28 protein-coding genes are annotated in these 24,261 nt (G+C 34.2%); 12 read left to right on the forward strand and 16 right to left on the reverse strand.

Features of this window, described 5'->3' with window-relative positions; genetic code table 11:
- Nucleotides 1–111: 111 nt before the first annotated feature.
- The 4 genes from sucD to NMY3_RS14800 form a co-directional block, all read right to left on the reverse strand.
- Nucleotides 112–1,029 carry a succinate--CoA ligase subunit alpha gene (gene sucD / locus NMY3_RS14785; protein WP_196816577.1) on the reverse strand — a complete coding sequence of 306 codons (918 nt, stop codon included), beginning with the start codon at nucleotides 1,027–1,029 and terminating at the stop codon, nucleotides 112–114.
- A gap of 13 nt (nucleotides 1,030–1,042) precedes the next feature.
- On the reverse strand, nucleotides 1,043–2,152 hold the full coding sequence (locus NMY3_RS14790; protein ID WP_196816578.1) for a succinate--CoA ligase subunit beta: 1,110 nt from the start codon (nucleotides 2,150–2,152) through the stop codon (nucleotides 1,043–1,045).
- A 42-nt stretch (nucleotides 2,153–2,194) separates the two neighbouring features.
- On the reverse strand, nucleotides 2,195–2,713 hold the full coding sequence (locus NMY3_RS14795) for a hypothetical protein (protein ID WP_196816579.1): 519 nt from the start codon (nucleotides 2,711–2,713) through the stop codon (nucleotides 2,195–2,197).
- A gap of 92 nt (nucleotides 2,714–2,805) precedes the next feature.
- Nucleotides 2,806–3,699: an IS5-like element ISThar1 family transposase gene (locus NMY3_RS14800; RefSeq protein WP_196815659.1), complete on the reverse strand. Its 894-nt coding sequence runs from the start codon at nucleotides 3,697–3,699 to the stop codon at nucleotides 2,806–2,808.
- 126 nt (nucleotides 3,700–3,825) lie between these two features.
- Here NMY3_RS14800 and NMY3_RS14805 point away from each other — a divergent pair, with 126 nt between their 5' ends.
- The gene (locus NMY3_RS14805) at nucleotides 3,826–4,146 is read left to right on the forward strand and encodes a DUF424 domain-containing protein (protein WP_196816580.1); all 321 of its coding nucleotides are present in this window, start codon (nucleotides 3,826–3,828) and stop codon (nucleotides 4,144–4,146) included.
- Between the two features lie 19 nt (nucleotides 4,147–4,165).
- On the opposite strand, the gene NMY3_RS14810 is transcribed toward NMY3_RS14805, so the two are convergent.
- Complete coding sequence (locus NMY3_RS14810) at nucleotides 4,166–4,954, reverse strand: orotidine 5'-phosphate decarboxylase / HUMPS family protein (RefSeq protein WP_196816581.1); 789 nt, start codon at nucleotides 4,952–4,954, stop codon at nucleotides 4,166–4,168.
- Nucleotide 4,955: 1 nt separating this feature from the next.
- Nucleotides 4,956–5,666 (reverse strand): hypothetical protein, encoded by a 711-nt coding sequence (locus tag NMY3_RS14815; RefSeq protein WP_196816582.1) that lies wholly within the window; start codon nucleotides 5,664–5,666, stop codon nucleotides 4,956–4,958.
- A gap of 326 nt (nucleotides 5,667–5,992) precedes the next feature.
- Between NMY3_RS14815 and NMY3_RS14820 the strand changes: the two genes are divergently transcribed.
- Entirely contained in the window at nucleotides 5,993–6,652 is a 660-nt protein-coding gene (locus NMY3_RS14820) for a hypothetical protein (RefSeq protein ID WP_196816583.1), read from the forward strand.
- Nucleotides 6,652–8,187 carry a glutamine-hydrolyzing GMP synthase gene (guaA, locus tag NMY3_RS14825; protein ID WP_196816584.1) on the forward strand — a complete coding sequence of 512 codons (1,536 nt, stop codon included), beginning with the start codon at nucleotides 6,652–6,654 and terminating at the stop codon, nucleotides 8,185–8,187. The genes NMY3_RS14820 and guaA overlap by 1 nt, the downstream gene beginning before the upstream one ends.
- Nucleotides 8,188–8,336: 149 nt before the next feature.
- Here the strand turns inward: guaA and NMY3_RS14830 are convergent, their stop codons facing one another.
- Both NMY3_RS14830 and NMY3_RS14835 read right to left on the reverse strand, forming a co-directional pair.
- Nucleotides 8,337–8,555 (reverse strand): hypothetical protein, encoded by a 219-nt coding sequence (locus tag NMY3_RS14830; RefSeq protein ID WP_196816585.1) that lies wholly within the window; start codon nucleotides 8,553–8,555, stop codon nucleotides 8,337–8,339.
- The gene (locus NMY3_RS14835) at nucleotides 8,552–9,331 is read right to left on the reverse strand and encodes a 6-hydroxymethylpterin diphosphokinase MptE-like protein (RefSeq protein ID WP_196816586.1); all 780 of its coding nucleotides are present in this window, start codon (nucleotides 9,329–9,331) and stop codon (nucleotides 8,552–8,554) included. Before NMY3_RS14835 ends, NMY3_RS14830 begins: the two co-directional genes overlap by 4 nt.
- A 140-nt stretch (nucleotides 9,332–9,471) precedes the next feature.
- Between NMY3_RS14835 and NMY3_RS14840 the strand changes: the two genes are divergently transcribed.
- From NMY3_RS14840 to uppS, 3 genes are all read left to right on the forward strand, one after another.
- Nucleotides 9,472–9,894 carry a CoA-binding protein gene (locus NMY3_RS14840; protein WP_196816587.1) on the forward strand — a complete coding sequence of 141 codons (423 nt, stop codon included), beginning with the start codon at nucleotides 9,472–9,474 and terminating at the stop codon, nucleotides 9,892–9,894.
- Nucleotides 9,895–9,988: 94 nt separating this feature from the next.
- Complete coding sequence (locus NMY3_RS14845) at nucleotides 9,989–11,176, forward strand: DUF373 family protein (RefSeq protein WP_196816588.1); 1,188 nt, start codon at nucleotides 9,989–9,991, stop codon at nucleotides 11,174–11,176.
- A gap of 42 nt (nucleotides 11,177–11,218) precedes the next feature.
- Nucleotides 11,219–12,028, forward strand: coding sequence for a polyprenyl diphosphate synthase (gene uppS / locus NMY3_RS14850; protein ID WP_196816589.1), 810 nt, complete (start codon nucleotides 11,219–11,221; stop codon nucleotides 12,026–12,028).
- Between the two features lie 1,076 nt (nucleotides 12,029–13,104).
- On the opposite strand, the gene NMY3_RS14855 is transcribed toward uppS, so the two are convergent.
- Entirely contained in the window at nucleotides 13,105–13,305 is a 201-nt protein-coding gene (locus NMY3_RS14855) for a hypothetical protein (RefSeq protein ID WP_196816590.1), read from the reverse strand.
- A 395-nt stretch (nucleotides 13,306–13,700) separates the two neighbouring features.
- On the opposite strand from NMY3_RS14855, the gene NMY3_RS14860 reads away from it, so the two are divergent.
- Nucleotides 13,701–14,150: a bis(5'-nucleosyl)-tetraphosphatase gene (locus tag NMY3_RS14860; protein ID WP_196816591.1), complete on the forward strand. Its 450-nt coding sequence runs from the start codon at nucleotides 13,701–13,703 to the stop codon at nucleotides 14,148–14,150.
- Here the strand turns inward: NMY3_RS14860 and NMY3_RS14865 are convergent.
- Together NMY3_RS14865 and NMY3_RS14870 are read right to left on the reverse strand one after the other, a co-directional pair.
- Complete coding sequence (locus tag NMY3_RS14865; protein ID WP_196816592.1) at nucleotides 14,140–14,757, reverse strand: NERD domain-containing protein; 618 nt, start codon at nucleotides 14,755–14,757, stop codon at nucleotides 14,140–14,142. The genes NMY3_RS14860 and NMY3_RS14865 overlap by 11 nt on opposite strands.
- Before the next feature lie 28 nt (nucleotides 14,758–14,785).
- Nucleotides 14,786–15,193, reverse strand: coding sequence for a cupredoxin domain-containing protein (locus NMY3_RS14870; RefSeq protein WP_196816593.1), 408 nt, complete (start codon nucleotides 15,191–15,193; stop codon nucleotides 14,786–14,788).
- 124 nt (nucleotides 15,194–15,317) lie between these two features.
- Between NMY3_RS14870 and NMY3_RS14875 the strand changes: the two genes are divergently transcribed.
- The gene (locus tag NMY3_RS14875; protein WP_196816594.1) at nucleotides 15,318–16,130 is read left to right on the forward strand and encodes a hypothetical protein; all 813 of its coding nucleotides are present in this window, start codon (nucleotides 15,318–15,320) and stop codon (nucleotides 16,128–16,130) included.
- A gap of 115 nt (nucleotides 16,131–16,245) precedes the next feature.
- Nucleotides 16,246–16,491 carry a Fe(2+)-trafficking protein gene (locus tag NMY3_RS14880; RefSeq protein WP_196816595.1) on the forward strand — a complete coding sequence of 82 codons (246 nt, stop codon included), beginning with the start codon at nucleotides 16,246–16,248 and terminating at the stop codon, nucleotides 16,489–16,491.
- A gap of 17 nt (nucleotides 16,492–16,508) precedes the next feature.
- Here the strand turns inward: NMY3_RS14880 and NMY3_RS14885 are convergent, their stop codons facing one another.
- Nucleotides 16,509–16,985 (reverse strand): hypothetical protein, encoded by a 477-nt coding sequence (locus NMY3_RS14885; protein WP_196816596.1) that lies wholly within the window; start codon nucleotides 16,983–16,985, stop codon nucleotides 16,509–16,511.
- A gap of 204 nt (nucleotides 16,986–17,189) precedes the next feature.
- Here NMY3_RS14885 and NMY3_RS14890 point away from each other — a divergent pair, with 204 nt between their 5' ends.
- On the forward strand, nucleotides 17,190–18,200 hold the full coding sequence (locus tag NMY3_RS14890) for an adenylosuccinate synthetase (RefSeq protein WP_196816597.1): 1,011 nt from the start codon (nucleotides 17,190–17,192) through the stop codon (nucleotides 18,198–18,200).
- A gap of 600 nt (nucleotides 18,201–18,800) precedes the next feature.
- Here NMY3_RS14890 and guaB read toward each other — a convergent pair.
- The 3 genes from guaB to NMY3_RS14905 all read right to left on the reverse strand — a co-directional run bounded on the left by guaB (nucleotide 18,801) and on the right by NMY3_RS14905 (nucleotide 21,778).
- The gene (gene guaB / locus NMY3_RS14895) at nucleotides 18,801–20,237 is read right to left on the reverse strand and encodes an IMP dehydrogenase (protein ID WP_196818601.1); all 1,437 of its coding nucleotides are present in this window, start codon (nucleotides 20,235–20,237) and stop codon (nucleotides 18,801–18,803) included.
- A gap of 174 nt (nucleotides 20,238–20,411) precedes the next feature.
- A complete protein-coding gene (locus NMY3_RS14900; protein ID WP_196816598.1) occupies nucleotides 20,412–21,443 on the reverse strand; it encodes a prohibitin family protein in 1,032 nt (343 codons plus the stop codon).
- A 59-nt stretch (nucleotides 21,444–21,502) separates the two neighbouring features.
- Nucleotides 21,503–21,778 (reverse strand): hypothetical protein, encoded by a 276-nt coding sequence (locus NMY3_RS14905; protein WP_231100118.1) that lies wholly within the window; start codon nucleotides 21,776–21,778, stop codon nucleotides 21,503–21,505.
- Between the two features lie 395 nt (nucleotides 21,779–22,173).
- On the opposite strand from NMY3_RS14905, the gene NMY3_RS14910 reads away from it, so the two are divergent.
- The gene (locus NMY3_RS14910) at nucleotides 22,174–22,362 is read left to right on the forward strand and encodes a hypothetical protein (protein ID WP_231100425.1); all 189 of its coding nucleotides are present in this window, start codon (nucleotides 22,174–22,176) and stop codon (nucleotides 22,360–22,362) included.
- Nucleotides 22,363–22,525: 163 nt separating this feature from the next.
- Here NMY3_RS14910 and NMY3_RS14920 read toward each other — a convergent pair whose 3' ends face one another.
- Nucleotides 22,526–22,735 (reverse strand): hypothetical protein, encoded by a 210-nt coding sequence (locus NMY3_RS14920; protein WP_196816600.1) that lies wholly within the window; start codon nucleotides 22,733–22,735, stop codon nucleotides 22,526–22,528.
- Nucleotides 22,736–23,466: 731 nt separating this feature from the next.
- On the opposite strand from NMY3_RS14920, the gene NMY3_RS14925 reads away from it, so the two are divergent.
- Nucleotides 23,467–24,252, forward strand: coding sequence for a hypothetical protein (locus tag NMY3_RS14925; protein ID WP_196816601.1), 786 nt, complete (start codon nucleotides 23,467–23,469; stop codon nucleotides 24,250–24,252).
- Nucleotides 24,253–24,261 lie beyond the last annotated feature (9 nt).

Genomic DNA, 24,261 nt, shown 5'->3' on the forward strand with positions numbered 1-24,261 from the left:
CCAATCATGTGCAGTTTTTAACATACAGTTTGTGCAAAATCTTTTTTCCAAATGGATTTACAAGTACGTAAGGCGTTGAACAAATAAAAATAGATTTAGTCGACTATTATATTACCTTCTTAATTTTGTCCTTAACAACAACGGAACTTCCCTTGGGCTTTTTGCAACTGGAACGTTTGCCTTATCATAGTTATTTATTTTTGATTCGGCAGATCCGTAGTTTCCGTAAACTATAGCTCCAGCATGACCCATTCGTTTTTCTTTGGGGGCAGATCTTCCTGCTATGTAAGCAACAACAGGTTTTGAGAAATTAGTCTTTATGATATAGTCGGCGAGTTGTTCTTCTGCGTCACCACCTATTTCACCAACCACAACCACAGAATCAACATCTTCTCTGTTTCTAATTAACCCAAAAGAATCAATAAGATTAGTTCCATTGATTGGATCACCCCCTATTCCCAATCCTAAACGTTGTCCAAAACCAGAGTTGGATAGATGGAATGAAACTTCATACATTAAGGTCCCGCTTCTTGAAAATACAACTGTGTTCCCCTTAGTAAAAGGTTGAGCGGGCATGATTCCAACTTTCATTATATCCGGGATAATCACTCCCGGAGTATTTGGTCCAATCATTCTCGCTCCTTTTTTCTGAGCATACTCGAAGACTTTTATTGAATCAATTATTGGCACATGTTCTGGTATTGCTACTATTAGTTTAATTCCATTATCAAGAGCTTCTTTAGCTGCTTTATAAAAGAATGGAGCGGGTACGAATATCCCAGATATGACTGATCCTGATGCTTTTACTGCTTCCTCTACTGTATTGAAAACAGGAACATCCTCAAATTTGGAACCTCCTTTACCAGGTGTGACCCCTGCGGCTATATTAGTTCCATAAGATCGCATTAATCTTGTGTGTGTTGATCCAAAGCTGCCCGTAATTCCTTGAATGATTACAGGTTTCTTTTCATAATCAGCATCAGATTCATTCCCGGATAAAATTCTAAAGATGTCAAATTGTGTGGTCAAATTGTCTCACTGTTTAGTTGTTATTTATCTTTAGGACCACAGCATTTATTGCTTCCTCTACTGTGTCAAATAAGCGTGCTTTGCTTCCGTTGAGCAATTCCCTTGCCTTTTCGGATTGAGCTCCAGAGATTCTAGCGTAAACAGGTACTGTCAATATATTGTTCTTATATGCCTCCAGAATACCCTGTGCCACAAGATCTGTTCTCACAATTCCTCCATATAGATTCACAAGGATTACTTTTACTTTCGGAAGTCTACTTATGACTTTAAGAGCTTCATAAATGGTTTCGCTCGTAGCTCTTCCCCCAAAGTCAAGGAAAGCCCCTGCTTTTCCATTTGCATCCGTAACCATATCTAGAGTTGACATGACTAAACCTGCGCCATTGCCTATGATTGCGATGTCTCCTTCCAATTCAACAAAAGAAAATCCATTTTCAGCAGCTTGCTTTTCCAAATCGCTAAGATACAGATACTTTTTTAAATCCTCGTGTCTAAAGAGAGAGTTATCATCAATTATCACTTTAGCGTCCAAGGCAAGTAAGGAGTCATCAGAAATGATAGCCAGAGGATTTATCTCTGCTAGTTCGGCCTCCTTCTCTACAACTACTCCAAAGAGATTTAGTAATAAGTTGACAAAACTTTCTTTGGATTTATCGGGGATATTCAAACTAGATGCGATAGTACTCGCCAACTCACTTGAAACGCCTTCAATAGAAATATCTTGAATTATTTTATTGTCAGTTTGTTCAATATCAATCCCCCCTTCTGATGAAGCAATTATCGAGAAACAACGTTTGCTCCGATTTAAAAAGATAGACAAATAGATTTCTTTCACAATGTCAACCATTTTCTCTAAGAGGATACCCCTTGGCAATTCGCCCTTTACTTCTTTCACTAATAATTCACCAAACTTAGTTTCTAACTCAGAGGAATCTTTGCATTTTTGAATCGCTCCTGCTTTGCCTCGACCCCCAACTGTTAGTTGAGATTTCAAGACAAACGGAAAACCTAGTTTCTGAGCTCCAATTCGGGCATCTTCCACATTTTCAGCCAGAATAGACTCTGGTGTTTTGATACCAAATTGATTAAATAGCTCTTTTCCTTGATATTCGAGAAGTCGCATCTTTGTAAAGGTTTGAAAATACTCTTTATAAACAATCCTTTTTTAGATTTGTTTAAGGATTGCTGAATTATTTCCTAAATTCTTCAAGTCCTCGCTCATATTGAGCGAGTTTGATGTAATATTCTTAACGTTTAACAGATAAACAGAGTAATCTTTCAGATTATTCATTAATTCAACGTATCTTGGCATTAAAGTTTGATTTGGTTGTCCATTTAACAAGGTCTGCATTAATTCATTATTTTGATTGATCGAGACACTAATGACGTCATTAATGTACGTCCTATTGACAGTGTTTGCTTTAGCATCATCAATCTGATTTTGAACCTCGTTTTGTAATAGTGAAAATTGACTGTTGACTGAAGTTAATGTATCATTTGGATCCAAGAATGAAATGGTCATGTTACTCACTCCATTATTTTGTACATTTTCTGATGGCAGAAACCATACAATAAAGCTAGCGCCTATAATACCTATAACTAGAATACTGGTTAAGATGATTCCTTTTTTATTAATTCTCTTACTATTATGAGTATTATCATTTTCCTTCTTGTCAGTAGTCATTGATTTTTTTTTGATTATACTATAATTATTACTTTATGTTTGTGCTTTGTTGCATAATTCCTTATTCTCCGGTTATCATCATGATCATCATGTTATATTCTTCTAAAAATGTTATACAATGATACTTTTATCATGATCTCCTTTACCATGTTTTGAAACCTGTTTGCTGATGTGTATTCACCAAACATTCTCTTTATAGCTGAGAACACAGTTTCAGATATCCATCTCTGTCCGTATTTTCTTTTTGTCTTCCATTTCAACAGATCCTTTGCTTGTAACTTTACTTCGTTGTTCCTTAACCTATTGTTTTTAGGAGAAACAATAGAGTTCCTTCTTACCTTTATACCTGGATTGATCTTTTTGTCCTCAAGATACACAAAGTTTGGATTTGAATCATAGGCTCCATCAGCTAGTACCGATTTTATCTTTACAGTGTTTGGTTCTCTCGAATCCAAAACATGATTGACTAGTTTCTTTAGCATTTTCCCATCATGTACCTTCTCATCTGTCACTTCCAAAGCAATGATTTTCCTGGTCTTTATGTCTACAGCAACGTGGATCTTGAGATATCCTTTTCTATTTTGTGTATTCCATTTCTCATCCATCCACTGACCTCTGTTAGTAATCTTGATACCTGTACTGTCTATTGATATTATTAGGTCATCATCGTCATCCATCTTGTCTCTTTTAATATCGATGTTTAGCTTGTTGATTCGTTTACAGATGTGACCATAACTTGGTGGATTAGCAGGTAACCTTTTTCCTGTGGCCTTAATTATACCTTGGGTTTGTCTGTATGGTAGGTGAAATAAATAGCGAATGTAACCAATGGCCAAGATGAAAGAATCTGGAAATACAAATGGTTTACCCTTTTTGTTTATATTCATATTCTCTATCTCTGAACCCCAACCATCAAGGAAATCATACGAGAAGAGGATCTCACCGCGTTGAACTAATGAGCGATTGTAAGAGGGCCAGTCTATCACAAATAATCAATCTGTTCATTCCAGCTAAATATGTTGAGTTAGGCGACAAAGCATATGTTTGGTTAGATTTTTTGGGTAGAAATATAATCAATGACATACCATCTCAATAAAAGAGTTAGATTTGTCATGAATCAAGAAAACAAATATGCGCTAAGAAGGATAAAGTATCAAGGAACGTATATGATCAATATTTGTGATCTCAATTTGGTGGATAAAGTGATTAACAAGGGCGACTTTGCGATAAGTATATCAAAAGAATATTTTCATGATGAAGAGATTGATGAAGAGGAAGCCACAAGTTTACTAAAATCATCGTCAATGCTAAATTTGGTTGGAAAGAATGTTGTTGCCCTGGCCCTAAGACTAAAGCTCGCAAAAGAGAATAGTGTGAAGGTGATTGAAGATGTTCCCTTCTTGATGGTGTTTAGTTTTTTGGGTAATTATTAAGTTACAAAGCAATTGTTTATCAGTGGTCCCAATACTCAAGCCCTTTTACTAAATCATAAATGTCCTTTACCTTGTTTAATGGTGAATCAGAATTGATTATCGCTCTGCCTATAATCAAATAGGTAGAACCAGATTCAAGTGCCATTTTGATATCTCCTCCCTGTGTTATAATACCAGGGGAGTAAATAGGTAGGCCCTCATCTCCTTTATCTCGCAATTCCTTTAAAATATCTAATCTATTTCCTCCAATTACTACACCATCTACACCTGCCGACTTGGAATTTTCATAAAATATGCGATAGACAGGCTTTGAATTTTCCGATTTGTTAATACCGTCCGGATTCGCTAACGAGGCTCCATACCCTTCTACTGCATCAGCATGACTCATGTATACAAGAGATATTACTCCAAAATTCAATGAATGAGCATAATCAACTGTTGCTTTAAGACTGATTTTACCTATAAAAGGATTTACAATAACAGAATCGAATCCTGATGACGATAGATATTTTATAGTAACTTTATTAGTATCAAAAATATCATTTAATTTAATATCTGCTATAATCTGGAGATTGTCTTCATGAGCAATTTGTGTAATTTTCTTTAATTCAATTTTAGACAAGGGCAATATTACATGGAAATTTAGCTTAATAGCACAAACATAATCATGTAGTTGATCAATAACATGACATACGTAGTCAAATATGTTTTCTACATCAAAATTTGGGTCTACGGCTAAAACGATATTGCTGTTCTTCTTTCTTCTGATTTTGTTAATTCGGTTAGCGAAAGATTCGTATTTATCCATATCAAAATTTAATTAGAGGGTGCATATCTTGCAATTTTATGATCTTTAAATAAATATAACCGTGTTCATCGATGTGATTTGAAAAAGTAGGAGCAGCTGATTTTTGCAGGCTAAATTTCATGAAATACTTTTCGATTTCTTGCTCTAATAAAACATAATAAAAATAACTCGTATCTGAAGAGTCAGTTAAGCTTAAGTGAGCTCCCAAAACGTATTCCATATTAGATACTTTGTCTGGAAGGTCCAAATCATTTAATTCTGTTTTTGGGAAAAGGAACAATGGCAATGTTGATTCCTCATAAATAGTGTGAAACGCAACTAATTTCGACAAACTAAATAGATCTCGTAAACCTATACCTGTGTATTTGGTTGTTGTGCTTATCTTTGCCGGTTTGAGGAATGTCTGTGGTGGAATAGATAACTTAATGATAGGCGAGTACAGCGATGAAGTATCCTTTATAGAATTAACCATCGCAGCTTCCTCACTATTGTTATTGATCTTATATGAAAGATATTGATTCTCCCCTGACTTTACGTTATCGACGTAATAGGTAATTGAGTGTCCATTGAGTGTATCTAACTGGGCAGCGAAGATATCTGTATTTTGATAATTATATTCATAAATAGGGATTGGAATTCTCTCCAACGAACAAACTAATCTAGCAAAATCATTGAGGGATTTTAATTTTATATAAATTGGTGATTTTAGCAATTTGAAACGAACTTAACAACAAGGTAAAAATTATCCATATATAATTTTAATACAATAAAGTATATTAAATAGAAAAGCAACAAAAGTCTCAATAGCATACACGCAGTGAATATTCTTTTGAAATTTGGCAAGTATGCCGTTGAGAAATTTCCTAATATCTAGAATGAAGGGTTATTTTGAGGAATACCAAAATTAATGAAAATGACTTAATTCTTATAACCAGTATTTGTTTAATTCATAAAAATAGATAAGGGGTAAGCGAAAATTTCAGACAGGAACAAGTGACAATAAATAACATTTAATATCGAAAAAAATCAAATCAAATTATGCTAGGTTACTCTGATGACGATATAAAAAATGCAGCAGAGATAAGGGAATGGTTAACTAAACAAATATTGGAAAAACAGGATGAAATAGAAAAAATAAAGATAACACTCTCATTAATTGATTCTGTATTAAAACAAGGAAGTTTCAAGACTGCAGCCAATCTTAATTTCTCAAAAAAATTCTCAACCAATGAACAAAACAGTGAGATGAATTCGCTGAAGAAAATCCCTAATCAGTACCAAGAGAAACGTAGAGGTGACGAGGAACGAACTGAGCCAAGAAAACAAGCCTTTGAGGAAACAAGGCTAATAAAAAGATTAAAAGACAATACCCCCGTTGCCCGATTTCATGTAACACCGGAAGAAGTAATAATTCTTCTCGAAGATCCAATTAGACTTAGCATAGAAACTCCACCCTTTAAGTCATTTTTTATAAATAGAATATTACAAGGTATGATAAACAAGGACCTTGATAAGATCAATCAAGGACAATTGTCCGAAGCTGAAATAATCAGCTATGATATCATTACCGAAAATGAAAATAAGGATATCCTTAACAAAATTTCGATTAGGAATTATAAAGATAAGGAAAGGATCAATGAAATTTTCAATACTGCTGCATGGGTATTGACAAGAATGTTAGATAAAGTGGACAAATAATGGACAAAATAGTAGTATTGGATTTTGGATCTCAGTACAGCCATTTAATATGCAGGAGGATACGGGAATTAAATATCTATTGCGAATTAGTTCCTTACAATACTCCGGCCGAAAAAATAAAAGATTTAGAACCAAAGGGAATAATTTTTTCTGGTGGTCCTGCCAGCGTATACAGCAAGAATTCCCCTAAACCCGACTATGAAATATTTGAATTAGGTGTTCCTATTTTGGGCATTTGTTATGGACATCAGATCATTGTTGATCACTTTAACGGCAAGATAAAGAGAGTTTTGAATAGAGAATATGGAAACGCATTGTTAACAATAATGGACAAAACTAATTTATTTAAAGACATAGGATCATCTGGTCTGAAATGTTGGATGAGTCATAGTGATGCCGCAGAAGTACTCCCTAAAGGATTTGAAGTTTTAGGTAAAACGAGCAGTTCTTTTTCAGCAGCAATAGGTAACAATGACAAAAAGATTTTTGGGTTACAGTTTCATCCAGAAGTAGCTCATACTGAAAAGGGAGATAAAGTATTATTCAATTTCGCTTATGAGATTAGCAAAGCAAATCCTGAATGGAGTATGTCGAACTTTATTGAAACAAGCGTTAATGATATACAAAAGAAGGTTAAAAATGAAAAGGTCCTGTGCGCGGTGAGCGGAGGTATTGATTCTACCACTTGTGCAATTCTCATACATAGGGCTATCAAGGATAATTTGACATGCGTTTTTGTAGATAATGGATTATTGAGAGAGAATGAAAGGGAAAATGTTGCAGAGATATTCAAAGAAAAATTAGGGATACCCCTGCGAATCATAGATGCAAGGGAGAGATTCTTGAAAGGTCTTGGAGGATTAAACGATCCGGAACAAAAAAGAAAAAAAGTAGGAGAGGAATTTGCAAGAGTATTTACAGAATTCGCCGAAAATGAAGGACCATTTCAGTGGTTAGCTCAAGGAACTTTGTACCCGGATGTCATAGAGAGCGGAGTCTCGGGCGGTCCTGCTACAGTAATAAAAACTCATCACAACGTAGGTGGACTTCCAGAATGGCTTCATTTAAAAATTTTAGAACCTTTGAGATATTTGTATAAGGACGAGGTGCGAAATATGGCAAGAATAATGGGTGTACCCCCGGACTTGCTTACAAGACACCCATTTCCTGGACCAGGGTTGGCGGTAAGAATTGTCGGTGAAGCTAGTCAGGAGAAGATAAATGTAGTTAGGCAGGCAAGCCATATAGTTGAAGAAGTACTCGTTGAAGATAATTTGTACGACAAAGTATGGCAAGCATTCGCCATAGTGGGAGATGATAAAGCAGTTGGAATTTTAGGGGATGAAAGAATTTTTGGACATATTGTCTCAATAAGAGTTGTTGAATCGGTTGATGCGATGACAGCCGATTGGTCAAGATTACCTTTCTCCACTTTAGAAAAGATTAGTTCCAAAATAACCAATGAAATCGAAAATGTAACTTGGGTAACATATGCTATATCAAGCAAACCACCTTCCACAATTGAACCTCAATAGATAGACTGGTTATGAGAAAAATGCCAAAACGAGTATGGGAATAGGAGCACTCTATGGACCTAGTATACCAAAAGAAATAAAGAAATAGACAGTTTTAGATTAATTATTTGTAAGGTAGTGATCTATTATCAATGAGATAATCTTAGAGCTCAGACATCATCATCTTTAGAATTAATCTGTTTATGCTTGTTACTAAATTTGTTTCTGTTTTTTAGTCTATTCTTGTTCATACGATTAATTCGAAATATAATCAAAAAAGTCAAACCCCAAAGGATCATGCCAAAAGTAATCTGTCCTATCATCCACAAATAACCTCCAAGCAATGCCAGTCCAAAACCTGCAAAAGCTAGAATATTCTTAGTTTTCATATTACCTTATAATTATTCACCCCATAAAAAGATGAATCGTGATTAGAAGTCGTAATATGGGTTACTAAGGCGCTAGAATTTTCCAGGAGCATTCCAGTCAAATATTTGCCAATTTGCAATTTTTGTTTCTTCAATTTAAGATTTGCCACCTTTCTTTTTGAAAAAAAACCGATCCTAGAGTCAAAATCCATACCTATTAACAAGATTTCTCTAGCTAAAAACTCAACCGCAAGGGATACACCTCTATCACCATCAGTAAACCCTCCAAAGTTATAGACATTCCTCAATGGAAAATTTTGAGTTGTTCCTATAACATTACTAAGTGATGGAACATAAGAAGCGATCTTATCAAAGTTATCACCATGAGCGTGGACTACCATAATTGAGCCACCAGAATCAGCCCTGAGTAAGGATTCATAATCTCCATCAAGATCCGTTACAACATAATCTGGAATTATTCCTAAATCTAGACACATTTCAGTAGCCCCGTCGGCGGCTATTACAACCGGATTTTCTGACATGGCAGTACTAAATTCGTTTTTGCCACATTTGCAGATTTCAATTATGAAATTTTGTACCGTGCTTTCTTCAATGCTCGGTCCTGCTCCTATGACTAATGCTTTGCTATATTGTATTTTCCTGAAGCATTTTGGACCCAAGAATCCAATTTGTTTCAGGCCCGACAAGTTCAGCGAATTTAGAAAATCCTTTTGAATGTGAATGTCCAATAATCCAGCAATTATTAGGTAATAAGGATACCAGTTATTGAAATGCAATCAATTATTCATTAATCAATGAGTAGTATATCTTAATTTCATTGACTAGGAATTATTGGGAAAATGGTTTCAAGCTTTTTCGATTTTCAAAGTGTATATGCCTTCCAACCGTTAAATAATAAGATATGTCAAAACATGGTATGAATACTATTGATATAGACAAAAATTCGGATGATGTCATAAAAAGGATATATGATTTTAAGAATATTGCAGTAGTTGGAATGTCCCCAAATGAAGGAAAACCGTCTAACTATGTTCCAAAATACTTAATCGAAAAAGGATACAATGTCATTCCTGTAAATCCTATTTATGGGGAGATCCTAGGGAAAAAGTCATATCCAAAAGTATCGGACATCCCGCATCAAGTTGACATATTAGATATTTTTCGAAAATCAGAAGACGTATTACCAGTAGTTCAAGATGCAATTCTCAAGAATGGAATCAAAGTTATATGGATGCAATTGGGAATTTACAATATGGAAGCAAAAGAAATTGCAGAAGAGAAAGGTCTTAGCGTTATTTATAACAGGTGTATCCTAAAAGAACATCAACGATTGTTTTAGCCATATAGATCTAATATGAATATTAGTCAGTAGAATTTTGAAAACATCGAGTAGCTTAATTAAATAGTAGATCATCTTATTTATTGTATCATTAATGCCTAAATTGGGCCAACTTGACAATAAAGTAGATTTAAAAAAAAATGAGAATTATGACAAAATAGGTTCCTTACAAAATTTTACTAAGGTTATTGTCTTTTGTATCGACAGAGATGATGATATTGGTATTAAGGGAGGACTTGAAACTCCAATTATCGGGAAAGAATTATGTATTAATGCGGGAACAAGACTAGCGATCGAAGATCCAGAAGATTCAGATTGTAATGCAATTTTTGGAGCCGTAAAATCCTATGAAGAATTCAAAATGAAAGGATACGATGTTGAGATAGCCTTGGTTGCAGGCAAATATAATAGAGGCATTGAGGGAGATCTAAAAATAACTCAGGAGATTGACAGGGTTCTAAGTGTGTACGGAGCAGATGGGGCGGTAGTAATATCAGATGGGGAAGACGATGAAACCGCAATACCTTTGATTCAGGGTCGGATTCCTATTATATCTATCCAAAGAATAATAGTAAGACAGAGTAGAAGTGTTGAATACTCCTATGCTATTTTAGCTCGTTATATAAAAATCCTGTTTTACGATCCTAGATATTCAAAATTTTTCCTGGGACTTCCTGGTGCACTTTTAGTTATAAGCGGTCTGTCAATAATTTTTGGATTCTCTCGAGAGGCATTTGCATTAGGAATTAGTATTCTGGGTGCGGCTTTTATTCTCAGGGCATTTGATATAGATAAATCAATAGCTAGTTTTTCAAAGCCTACTCCTTCTGGATTTATCAGATTATTTTCTTATTTTGCTGGTACAATGATAATCTTAGCATCAATTCTAAGCGGAATTTCTCACATTCCTCAGGAATTACTGGATTCAGATCAAGGAATAACAGCGATTATAACTGACAAAGTTGTGCTGAGTAGTTTTGCAACTGGAACAATAACGCTGCTGTGGATAGGAATTGCAACAATATTTGCAGGGATATTGTTGAGTAATTGGTTCAAAGGTAGTATCAATATTATATATGATATTCTGCGATTGGTCGTTTTGGCTTTATTATACATACCCATGTTGCAATTAACTTCCTTAATCACCGAGCGTGGAAATCCATTCAATCTGATTTCTTCATTGTTAATCGGTTTAGCGGTTACTCTGATAGTGGCAACTTTTCTATTTCAATACTTTAGAAACCGAAAGGGTGGTGAAGCTCTAAAACATGACGACCAGTAAGATATATTAGAGCATAGATGAACGTATAAAGCATCTCTCCTAATGTCTATAATAGACAAGATTTTCAAACTACTGTATTTAACATCTAGACAAAATCTAATTTATAAAATATATGAAAAACACCTGACAAGCCAAATTAATCAATTTCCTTTCCCTCAACACATAGGAATTATTCTGGATGGTAATAGGAGATGGTCAAAAATAATGGATATCGATAAAGCAAAAGGTCATCAAATGGGTGCAGACATTGCAGAAGATTTATTGAATTGGATTTACGACCTGGGGATAAGAATAACCACAGTGTATGTATTATCTAATGAAAATCTTAGTAGGGAGACGAACGAACTCGAAAATATTTACTCCTTGCTCGAGGACAAATTAATTGGTTTGTATAATGATAAGAGGATACATGAAAAGCAGATCCGAGTAAAATCGATTGGAGAATTCAACATACTCCCAAAGAGATTGCAAGATATTTTGAGAAAGTTGGAAACGAGAACGGAAAAATACGAAAATATGTATTTAAACATAGCCATTGCATATGGTGGACAGAAGGAACTAATCGACGCAATTAGAAAAATAGCAATGCTGGCAAAAGAAAACAAAATTGGAATAGATGATATTGATGAAAAGGTTATTGAAGCAAATTTATATACTGCACATCTCCCTCAAGCGGAACCAGACTTGATTTTAAGAACATCAGGGGAAAAACGATTGAGTGGTTTTTTGCTCTGGCAGAGTGCATATAGTGAACTCATATTTGTAGATATTTTTTGGCCAGAATTTAGAAAAATTGATTTGATGCGAGCAATCCGAACTTTTCAAAAGAGAGCCCGAAGATATGGCAAATAATTTCAGGATTTAAATTAGACCAGTACCCTTTACATGTGATCAATGCCTCAACATGGAGAAATTGATAAAGAGAAAAAATTAGTCTATTGTGGATATTGGATGACGTTTGAAGATTGGGAAGACATTCACAAATATAGCCCCAATATAGATGAGTCAGAAGATGATGAAAAAGAGACGGTTAAAGACATTGCATAGTTGATTTTTTTATTAAAGGTGTGGGAAGTGATTCACGATTAAGTAAATTCTCAATCTTACTGGAAAAATATCATAAAAACTTGCGGAAGGGAAGATTTCAGATCCGCGATCTGTATAAGCTTTTCAATCTGTTTAAAAGGTTGTCACTTATTAACAACAAAATGTCAGTTTCAAAAGTGGCTATTATGGAACTAAACTTTTTAGACTGATAATCTGATCGTAATATCGCATTTTATGAAAAAAAGTGTGAATTTTATGGTTAGTCTTTTAAGTAAAAAAAATTATGATAAGGTATAATCATACTCGAAAAATAGTATTTTCCATTCGTAGTTTTGTCCTATGGTGCAACTTGTAAATACAAAACTAAAGTAGGGAAGCAACTCATTATCGTAATTTTGTGAAACTCGAATTTGGTTCAAACGGATTATTGATGAAGTCTGATACTAAATACAAATAATTAAATTCAATCAAAGTTAGATTTTTTGAACTTTGAACTGTGAACTAACAGATTTATGATATTTTTAATAATTTACTTACAGCGGTTTTCGGATTGCCTTTATGTTATTTCTCAACAGGAATACGCTATCTCTATATTTATCTAATGATTTGTCTGTTGTCTATCATAGTAGGTTTTTCACGGGAATTCATATGACTTGATTCTTGTTTCACTTTATTTGACCACTATTGGATGTGATTTTATAAGGATATCATTTAGCAATTTCAATTATGATAACAAATTCACTATATTAGTTTGGTGAGGAGTTGTGTAAAAGAAAGTCTTGATAGTGCTGACATGCATGCTTGCAAGCAAATCGAATCATTTTTTGACATGCTCTAGTTTGTAATTCTTTTTTCTACATTGAAAATAGCCATAAAATCCTTTAGTTCTGACTTGATTCAATGCATCTTTCTCTTTTTATCAAGTTTTTCCCCATAGAGGAATGGACTAGGTGACCAAGATTTAATAGCCTTCCTGCTTGATGGGTCCTACGTACTACCAACTGTGGAAACCAAATGTTTACCATGAATCTATCAATGTCCAAATGAAGTTCTATGCTATGAGATGCGGGTATGTTTCTCAATGGGTGTAGGTAATGCAAAATTTTGTTTGTTTTTAGGGTCTATTGCAACTCACAGCCGAATGTAATCAAACCAGACTTTGATTTTATTTAGTCAGTAATATGTTCTGATAGTATTATTTCCATATAGAGGATGTCTTTTAAGGTTGACACTTTGTATCCAGTCAATTAATGAAGTGTGAATTCTCTTGACAATTCTGGAATATAGTAAATAGGTTTCCTCAAAGAAAAACGGTCAAAAAAGAGATTTATAGATGGTTATAGCTCCAATCTCAACTTATTTCTTGTTTGACAAATCATGTCTCATAGAAGCAAAGGATTGTTAAAGCTTTTTCGTTAGCCCTACAGCCCGATGCTACATGAACACGCTTTTATAATTGTTAAATTCATTCAAGGCAATGTATGATGAAATTTCGGCCGGGGCTGTATTATATTTGATTGACGAAAATTCCGAAATAATGTATTTGATCCTCAATTATAATTATGGACATTGGGATTTTCCCAAAGGTAATATGGAATTAGGGGAAACAGAGATAGATACAGTTTTTAGAGAAGTGTCAGAAGAAACTGGAATAGTCGACCTCCAAATAATCAACGGGTTCAGACAACAAATTTCATATAAATATAGGAAAAAATCAAAATTAGTTAATAAAGCTGTAATATACTATCTGGCGGAAACTAAATCAAAGAAAGTTGTCTTATCATTTGAGCATGTAAATTTTGAATGGCAAACTTTTGAGAAGGCACTACAAAAGCTCTCATTCGAAAACAGTAAAAGAGTGTTAAGAATGGCAAATGAATTTCTGTTAACACCAGAAAGCATGAAAAGAAGTTCGGTTAAATCCTAAAAAAGTTTTGCTTATAGTTATCAAAATCAATTAAGAATGAGTTAAAAGAGCTTATTGGAACTATAGGCACTTGATTTACGCTTTGAAATTCATTAGGGTAAAAAGTAATAATTATTGGATATGCATTTTCAATTTCAATTGATTTATTCTTTTTCATAAAGAGGGTACCTCGTTCTTTTTGTTTATCTACTACACCTACCATTTCAGGGTAAGAATTTCTTCTCCAGTGCTTACAGTCTATAACCAAAGCATTTTGCAATCTTACACCTATTACATCAATTTGTCGAGTAGGATTCTTAATCCGATAGTTCTTGTATACCACGTAGTGATGAAATTTCATAACTTCAGAAGCAAATAATTCGAAATCCTTCCAGTTAATTAGCTTACAGACAGTTAAGATATCTATGCCACACTCGACTGCAGCTAACGCAATCATAATTTTATTATAGGAAGAGGCATCTATTTGCTTGTCTCTAATTGCGACACCTCTAGTATACAGAAAATCTAAAAAACCAATAGTTAAAACATTATTCTTGATTCTAATTTTGTTTATGTTTGAATCAAATTCTTTTAGGAGACTAAGGAGCGAATTAGGATTAATTTTCAAAAATAAGAATAAAAAAAGAGTTTGAGTTTTAGCTCACTACTACCTTACCGACCATTGCTGGATGTAAGGTACAATGATATGGAAATTCTCCTGCTGTATCAAATTTATGCTCAAAGGTTTTTCCCTTGGCAGTCAAGGCTGATGGACCTTGTAAACCTGAATCAAATGCTTTCCCAACATCTGCTCCACCGGCGGTTCCAGATGTTACAGTATGGAATGCGGAATCCTCATTTGTCCATTTTACTTCCTGACCAACTTTGGCTTGAATAGGATTTGGACTGTAAGCTGTATCGGTCAATGTAGATGCACCCGGTACAATTGTTGCCTGCACTTCATCTGATTGAGCAAAAACATTATTGTTTGCGCTTGCTCCAATAGCTATTACGCTAAGGATTGCAAGTAAACTTGCTGCAAGATAAATTGGTTTATTTACCATTTTTATCAATCTTAAAGTAAAATTTACGGTAATAAATATTATAAGGTAAAGATCATCAAAATAAGCATAAAATAGTCGATAAATATTTTATACAAAATGGGCATAATAAATCTAAAGATGCAAAGTGAATGAATTCATAACCATATTGCAGAGTGTTAAACGTTTTCCAATTTCAGATTCCGAAAAAAGAGTCCTATATAATATAATTAACAATACACAAAGGGATTCGAGAAATAAAATAAAGATGTTAAAAAAATTGCTCGGTTTTATTAGTAATAGAAAGGATGAAAACATTTCAGCAGTGTCTTTTGAAACAAACAGTTTGCTTGAAAAAGGCATAATCCACTCAATCAATACGACCATAAACTCGAATCCAGGGGTTAACATCAACCAGAAGCCAGCTAATGAAGAATACAGATTAACTAGTATAGGCCTCATTCACATCTTTAACGACAGATATACTTATTCGCCTGACTTTCTGCTCAAATATCAAAATGACATCTTTTTGCAAGAAGTATTGTTCAGCCTCTTTCAAACTATTACAATAAAGGCAGCTACAGCCAAATTTTTTAACATCATTACAGATTATTTGACCTCAACATCTGACTATGTAATAAATTTGTCACTTGAGATGAACAAACCCGTGAATGAAGATATAAAAAATGAAATTGAGCACAAAATAAAGGTTTTTTCTTTGATTTTAGGCTTTAAGATAACTATTCTATTTAATGAAAACAACATCATATCATCTAATCTTGAAACAAATAATGATAAAGTAATTTTTGCTATTCACGAGGTAGAAACCCTTATGAAAAAGAATTTATCCAAGGATTCGAAATTTCTAAATTTATTATCCACAGTCTCGAGCGAATTCACATCAGGCTATGATGATTTAACCGGTTTCTTAAATCAAGATAATAAACACAGGTACGAATAATATTTTTCATCATTCAATGCATTACATCCAAGAGACGGATTAAAAACCATACAAAGAATCATTTATCACAAAAACAAAATATAATAAGTATCCTATGCGTCAATCTACTATCGGAATGTCAAAAACATGTCTAAGATGTAATAAATCATTTAATGAAAGTGATGTTGAAGACGAAATTTCACAGAAATACCCATCTTGTCCTGAATGTTGGAAAGAATGGACAACTTATGCAGTCATGGTCATGAATGAGATGAGATTAGATATGTCCTTGCCAGAGCATAGAAAAGCTTTAAGAAAATATGAGAAAGGATTCTTTGATAAAACAATTGGGGAAATAGAAAAAAAACCGGAGAATAAATAATCATACCAAAGCCGTAATTATTCATACATTGTCCCTAGCAATGTAGTGGGGATTACACTCAAGATCAATTTGGGATTGGGAGTATTAAGGATTGATTCAAAAAAACAGTCAAGTAGTTTTATCTTTTTGAAGCTTGGAAAACTAGTAAATATATCAGTCATAGATATAACAAGATCGTGCTTGAAAGTATTGATTAGAGAGGGATTTAAGGAAATTTCAATCAAGTAAGAATAGAATATGATACTAATTTCATCACTTTTCATTTCTGTCAAAGAATTCAACCAAGAATCGAATATATTCAAAAAAGCCTGATTATCAATTTTCCCATAATTAGCAAAAACATTTTGAATAATTTCCCTTTTTTCAACTTTATCGAAAGATAAGAATTCGTTCAGTCGACTTCTAATTATGGGAGATCTAAGACCAGGAGGCAAATTTGACAAAATTATTAGAATGTTTTCTACAAATGATGATGCAGAATTCTCATTGTCCACATGAATCTGAAAAAATCAACAATATTTTTTTCTTTCCAATTAGTACGATTACAGTTCGACAATACAAAAAAAAATCATATCAAAAAGCATTATGAATTAGTAATTTTCGCTTTCATTTAGATAAATCTTTGTATTCCATCTCACGTGTAGCGAATCCTATAACTACTAGGATTAAATATTCTATGTTTTTTAATAATATACCGTATGCCTTGTGTGGTCACTGTAGGTGGATTTTATGGAGATGAAGGGAAGGGAAAGGTAGTTGCATATCTTTCTATTAAGGATAATTACGACATAGCAGCTAGGGGTGGTGCTGGGCCTAATGCAGGTCATACTTTTGTTCAAAATAACAAAGAGTTCAAAGTTAGAATGTTACCTAGTGCAGTATTGAACAAGGATACTAGGTTATTAATTGGTGCAGGTGTCCTCATAGAACCGAACATATTATTGAAAGAAATAGAGACATTCGGGACTACCGATAGGACTTTTGTAGACTTTCAATGTGGTATTATAGAAAAAATTCATCAGGATAAGGATAAAAATAGTGATCATCTCAAGAAATTAATCGGTACTACGGGGACAGGGACTGGACCCGCGAATGCAGACCGAGCATTGCGAAGTCTAAAGCTTGCAAAGGATTTTCCAGAAATAGCCTTATTTTTGGAGGATGTTAGTAATTCCATTAACCATTCAATAGACAACAAGGAAAAGGTACTAATTGAAGGGACTCAAGGTACTTTTTTGTCACTATTTCACGGGACGTACCCTTTTGTAACATCAAAAGATGTTTCAGCTTCGGCCATTTGCTCTGATGTCGGGGTGGGCCCAAAAAAAATAGATGAGGTCTTAATTGTTTTTAAGTCGTATGTTACAAGGGTAGGTGAAGGACCATTAAATTCTGAAATAAGTAGCGAGCAAGCAAAAGAGAGAAATTGGTTAGAATACGGAAGCGTAACGGGAAGACAAAGAAGGTCAGCTCCATTTGATTACGACTTAGCAAAAAAAGCGATTCGAATTAATAGTGCAACACAAGTGGCGTTGACAAAATTAGACATTATTTTCCCAGAATCTAAAGGTATTACAGATTTTTCTAAATTACCTCTCAAAGCTAAAGAATTTGTGAATAATATTGAATCAGAGACAGGATTACCAGTAACTATTATAGGGACTGGAGCAGAGATAATGGATACGATAGATAGAAGAAATTACAAATAATTTTCAAGGATCGAAGATATCAACCTAGTTGTCATAATCTTCAAAAGGCAAGAAAAAGAAAATGTTCTTGGTTTTGGCTCATCCCTAATCTTATGGAGTTCATACTTTAGTAGGTATGAAAAGATACCATATTACATCATCTTGTTAAAAAGATCCCGTTTTAAGAACCATCTATTAGATAGAGAGACGTCCTTGATTATGCGACTACGAGTGGAATTTTATAGTCAGAATTAAAAGTTCGGGCTCAGTTTCAAATGAGTCAATAAAATCTTTAGGATGGTGAGATTTCATTTAAATGACAAACCAGTAATGAGGTAATGTACTTGGTCTTACCATGATCCTTGCAAATGTTTAGACCAGTTATATATGGCGTTCAATAATGCAATTCCACGGAACTTAATATGGTTTGCCAGAGTTCCAGTGTTGTTCTTACCCTTGGAATTGGGCAAATACCTTACAGATGAGTGCTACAGGTATCAAGATTCTGCGTGACAAGAGTGTGAATATGAAAGATTCTTGATCACTAATCAGTTTAGCGCTAGTTTAGACATATTTAAAATACACTCATCAGAATAATTATAAAAAAAGTGGTTGAAAATCTTAAATTACGTCTACATCGTGTGGATGGCTCTCCTTATAACCTGCTAGAGTAATTTTTATGAATTCTGCATTTTCCTGCATTTCGCCGATTGTATTGGCTCCACAATAGCTTAGCCCGGATCTTACCCCACCGACAAGTTGTCGTATAATTTCAATTACGCTGCCTTTATAGGGCACCATAGCTTCAACGCCTTCTGGGACATAGTCATTTAAATCCTCGTTATCTGAACTTGAATCAGGGTTTTCTCTATATCTTCGTCCCAAAGCAGCATAAAAAGATGCCATACCGCGATACATTTTATATTTTTTACCATTTTTCACTAGGGTCTTGCCAGGGCTTTCATCAGTACCCCCAAACATACTCCCTATCATGACTGATGACGAACCAGCAGCTAAGGCCTTGGTCATATCGCCTGAAGTTCTAGTTCCACCATCGGAAATAATCGGGATATCATATTTCTTTCCCATCTTAACACTATCAATAATGGCTGTTAATTGAGGAACCCCAGAACCAGTAACAATTCTGGTGATACAAATTGAACCTGACCCAACGCCTACCTTAACTGCATCAACTCCTGCTTTTATTAGATCTTCGGTTCCCCTTCCAGTTGCAATATTTCCAGCTATAAGCTCACAAGAAGGAAATGCTTTTTTAATCATCTTTACAGTATTTATGGCGTTGTCACTGTGCCCATGTGCTATATCTACAACAATTACGTCTGCTCCATTGTTTAATAGCGATTCAGTTCTTTCTAGGTAATCACCCTTTACTCCTACCGCGGCGCCAACAAGCAGTCTTCCTTTCTTATCTTTCGAAGCATTTGGATATTCCTCCATTTTCAATATATCTTTACCAGTAATAAGTCCGCTAATCTCGCCGTTTTCATTAATAACGGGCAATTTCTCAATTTTATTCCTATGAAGAATTTCTTTAGCTTGATCTATAGTAGTACCAACTTTAGCAGAAACTACATCTTTAGTCATCAGATCGGAGACCAGTACATTTAAGTTTCTTTCAAAAACAGTATCTCTGCGTGTCAATATTCCACAGAGTTTATTATTGGAATCTTTTACTAACAATCCGGAAATTCCATTTTCTGACATTAAAGAGTTAGCTTCCTTTATAGTACTAGTAGGACCAATCGTATAAGGTTGCTCAATAACAACAGATTCGCTCCGCTTTACCTTTAAAACTTGTTCGACTTGATCTTGGATAGTCATGAATCTATGTATTATTCCAATTCCCCCTTCTCTTGCTAATGCGATTGCCATTCTTGATTCGGTCACCGAATCCATGTTGGCACTTATAATCGGGACATTAAGACTAACATTTGAAGAAAGTCTTGTTTTTAGACTGGTTTGTGATCGAGACACGATAGGTGATTTCTTAGGCACCAAGAGAACGTCATCAAAGGTGAGGCCTTCTTTGAAGTACAATATTACCTTAATCCATATCATGTCCTAGGATTATAAGCGTTTTCTTTTTTGTTTGAAAGTTGTAAAGTGATTAGCGTACCACAATAATTGTGACTATGAAGGATATAACTTTGTTTTCACTTTAGATAGAGCATAAAATTGTAAGTAGGTACTATGGTACCTATATTACAAAAATTATTGTGTCGAATTCAAAGTAGAGTTGTGTGCTAATTGCGTTGATTCAGCTGCCGAACCCAATGGGATTTCTATGAAAGGAATAGCGCCAACGTCACTACCTCCACCTGCACCACCGCTGCTTCCAGTTACTAAGGGAAGTTTTCCATCCCATCTTTGAGTCTTTAACCAATCTAAGTATGTACTGCTATTTTGAAGCTGAACATCAATAATCTTTATGGCTTCGGATTCACCTTGTGCTTTTAATATGTTTGCTTGTCGAAGACCTTCTGCGTTCGCTATATTTGCCTTCTGTTCACCTAATGCCCTAGCTTCCGTTTGTTGGGCTTCGATTTGTATTCTGCGAAGTTCATTTTGAGCCTGGAGTGCACGCTGTTCGGCCTGGACCTTAGCTTCCACTGCTTGAACAAATTGATCTGAAAATTGGAAGTCAGTGATTGATATTGTGTCCATAATGATATTGTAAGGAGTTAACCTAGCCTCTATTTGTTCCTCTATTTCAGATTTAACTTGATCTCTTTTAGTAATCAACTCTTCTGCGTTATATCTCGCAGTTACTTGCTTAACAGACTCCTGAATTGTTGGAACTATAACCCGGTTAGAATAATCAAGACCTATCTCTTTATACAATATTGGAACAGTGTCTGGGTTGATTCGATAATTCAACGCGACTTCTGTCGCCACATTTTGAAGGTCTTTTGAAGCTGAAGTGGTGCTCTCAACAATTTTTTGGGTTCGAACTTCCATTGGCACTATTGAATCCCTGAACGGTAATACAAAATGCAATCCTTCGCTCAAAGATACCGAGGTATCAACTGCACCAAATTTTAGTAATACGCCACGGTTACCAGCCTCAACAATCTTCAAACTAGAGGTCAGTACAACAAAAATAATAATAATAGCAATTATTGCAGGTATAGCTATTTTTAATGGACTAGAAAAACCAAATCCACCTCCACCGCCAACATCTTCCAGTGGTTCCCCATCTGGTGTAATTCGCCTATTTCGCTTAGATTTAAAAAAATCTACCATGTTTGTATTAATTTACGAATATACGTGATTTAAATATTTATAAATATTAATTCTATGAACTATAATTTACCAAAGTGTTCGAGGAATTCTTTGGAAAAATTAGCAGTTTCTGACAGATTTGAAACCTCTTTCATATTAGCATTTTTTATCCAAACTATATTTCCATCCAAATCTACTAAGATCTGCTTTGATCGTTCGAGATATCTTAAAATGGCGTTAATTTTGTCCAATGATAGAGTAGGAGACAGCAGCTTCCTCAAATCTCTTAGCTTGGGAAAAGGCCTTACATTCTTTATCGTTTCGATAAAATAATCAACTTCCGCATCAGTATACACATTTAGGGCATCCAATCTTCTTTTCTTGTTGACTTTTTTTTTCTTAATATTTGAATTTTAGATCCAGAGTTTATAAAAATTTTTTGTTGATATAAAATAGAAATTTAGCTTAAGGAAGATGGACAAACATACAGAATAATCTAATTGATCGGCGGGACAATTTGAATTCAAGAATTAAGGAAAAAATTATTTTATGCACATATCACCCCTAGATATTTGTCTGTTGGAAATTGTACTCCCAAGAAGGAAAATAGAAATAAAGAGAATAGACTCGACGTTATTCCTAAAGCCCATAATTAAAAGAAGAAGGATGAAATAAGAACAGACAGAATGGAAGGTCCCTTGAAGTCATTTATGAATTAATCCAGCAGAAAGGATATGCAAATACAGCAGATATTTCAAATCACCTAAATGTAAGATCACCAAGCGTGACCAAGATGGTTAAGAAATTGGATGATAATCATTATCTTATTTACGAAAAATACAGAGACCTGATGCTTACAGGGGCAGGAATCAATATAGCACAAAATATACGAGAAAAACACAGCTTGTTTGTAGAATTTTTAAAGATGATAAAAGTATAGGAGGATGTTGCTCATCTGGATGCGGAAGGGATAGAGCATCATTTACATCCACAAATGATAAAAAGTCTAGAGAAACTAATACCAGTTCTAAAAAAAATCAAACCAAAAATCAGCAACGGATTCAGGTAGTTTGTATTTATAGAGAAATTAGGGCTGCGACTTGCTAGGGAAATGGAAGGTCTACATCTATTTTTAAGTATGAAATATCAACAATTCCCTTATTAACGGGAGACGAAATTTCACTCGATTTTTTGGCACCATCACCATTACACAGGTTCAGGAAATCGCAGTTATTGTGAAAAGTTTGATTAATGTCATACTTATTAACGTAATAATCCGATGCCACTGGAGATTCGGAGTATGTGAAGTTCAAGAAGGACCCATTTAAGGTCAAGATTGAGAGTAAGGATGATATACTTATGACTAAAAGTGTAACTTTCCTAAATAAGATCATCTTAACTCGTATTTTATTTCTAAATAAATTATAATTGCATTTCTTCATATAGTGTAGTTATTTTAATTCTAATGGATATACTAGAAAAAATGATATGCGAATTAACAAAGTAGTATGAATTAAACTATTATCAGAATATATCTATCCGGAAAAAAGAACCTGGTTTCATTTACTAGTATTTGATTCGGTTAATATATTGTGAATTCTGATAATTGAATCTATATGAATCTAAATAGACCAGAATTAGGCATACAGTATTCATCAAGGCCCCTATCACCCATTTCTCAACACCAGACAAATCATTTTTTTGGATTCACTACTATTATCAACCAAATTCCCAGTATCCAAAATCATTGAACTCCCTAGGAATTGGTTTTGGCAAACTCCTTAACAATAGTTTTATCTAACAATCAATTCGAACTAAAAATTCTTTACTACTTTTGTTTGTATTCATTGCAACCTAACATAAAATCCAAGTAATAGATTGAAAATAGATTAAAAAACAAGCAACCAAGAAATCTAATAATAATAACCACATCTAGGATTTTAAAAAGTATTTTAAAACTAGAACTACCAGCAATCAAGTTGATAAATCAACGTCAGTATTACTATAATTAGGAAAGATTAAATGTTTGTAATGAAACAATAGTATGGGTAAGGATAAGGAGTACAGAGTGGTCTCTATCTCGGATTGGAAAAAATGGATCATATATAATTTAATTGGAGAAGGAGTTCACAACGTTCTCTTTGAAGATCAGATTAGAAAACTTTCTGGTAGACATTTTGATGAGAACTTGATTTTTGCATTAAATAGTCTTGTGGATAGTGGCTTGCTTCTTAAATTGGAAACTAATAGAAAAAGAAAATTTATTGTTAACTATGAAAAACTGATTGACGCACAAAAGATTTTAAACGATAATCGAAATTGGAGATTAGGCAAAATTTCTGGAATTGAAGACGGGGAAGGGAAATATGTCTCAAATAATATAAATCAATTTTACGCAGAGCCAGAAGGATATAGTTTTTGGTTCAATTTAGAAGAAAGTCCTCAAAAAAAACGGAGTGTCTATAATATTTATCATCGAAAAACAGATGATCTTGAATTTGCAGCTCAAATAATAACGCAAAAATACTCCAAAATACTTTATTTGGGATCCCTTCGACAAAATCGATCTATCATTTCAAGACTTTGGAAGGCTTGTCTTGATTTATCAGATGAAAAGATAAGAAGCGATGGTGGGTTTATTTTGCAGGATCTACAAGACAAGGAAAGAAAAGCTTGCGGCAATAATAGACAGCGTGGGAAAATAGCCTTAGTAATATTTAGAAAATTAGAATATGTAGAAGAGCATGGTAAGAAGGGTAATTCGATAATATTTAGAATCACAGGGAGACATCCTCCTTTTTCCACATTGGACGATATTATATCAGCTTGAGATTCCTAA

The organism is Candidatus Nitrosocosmicus oleophilus, from assembly GCF_000802205.1.
GTDB classification, from domain to species: domain Archaea; phylum Thermoproteota; class Nitrososphaeria; order Nitrososphaerales; family Nitrososphaeraceae; genus Nitrosocosmicus; species Nitrosocosmicus oleophilus.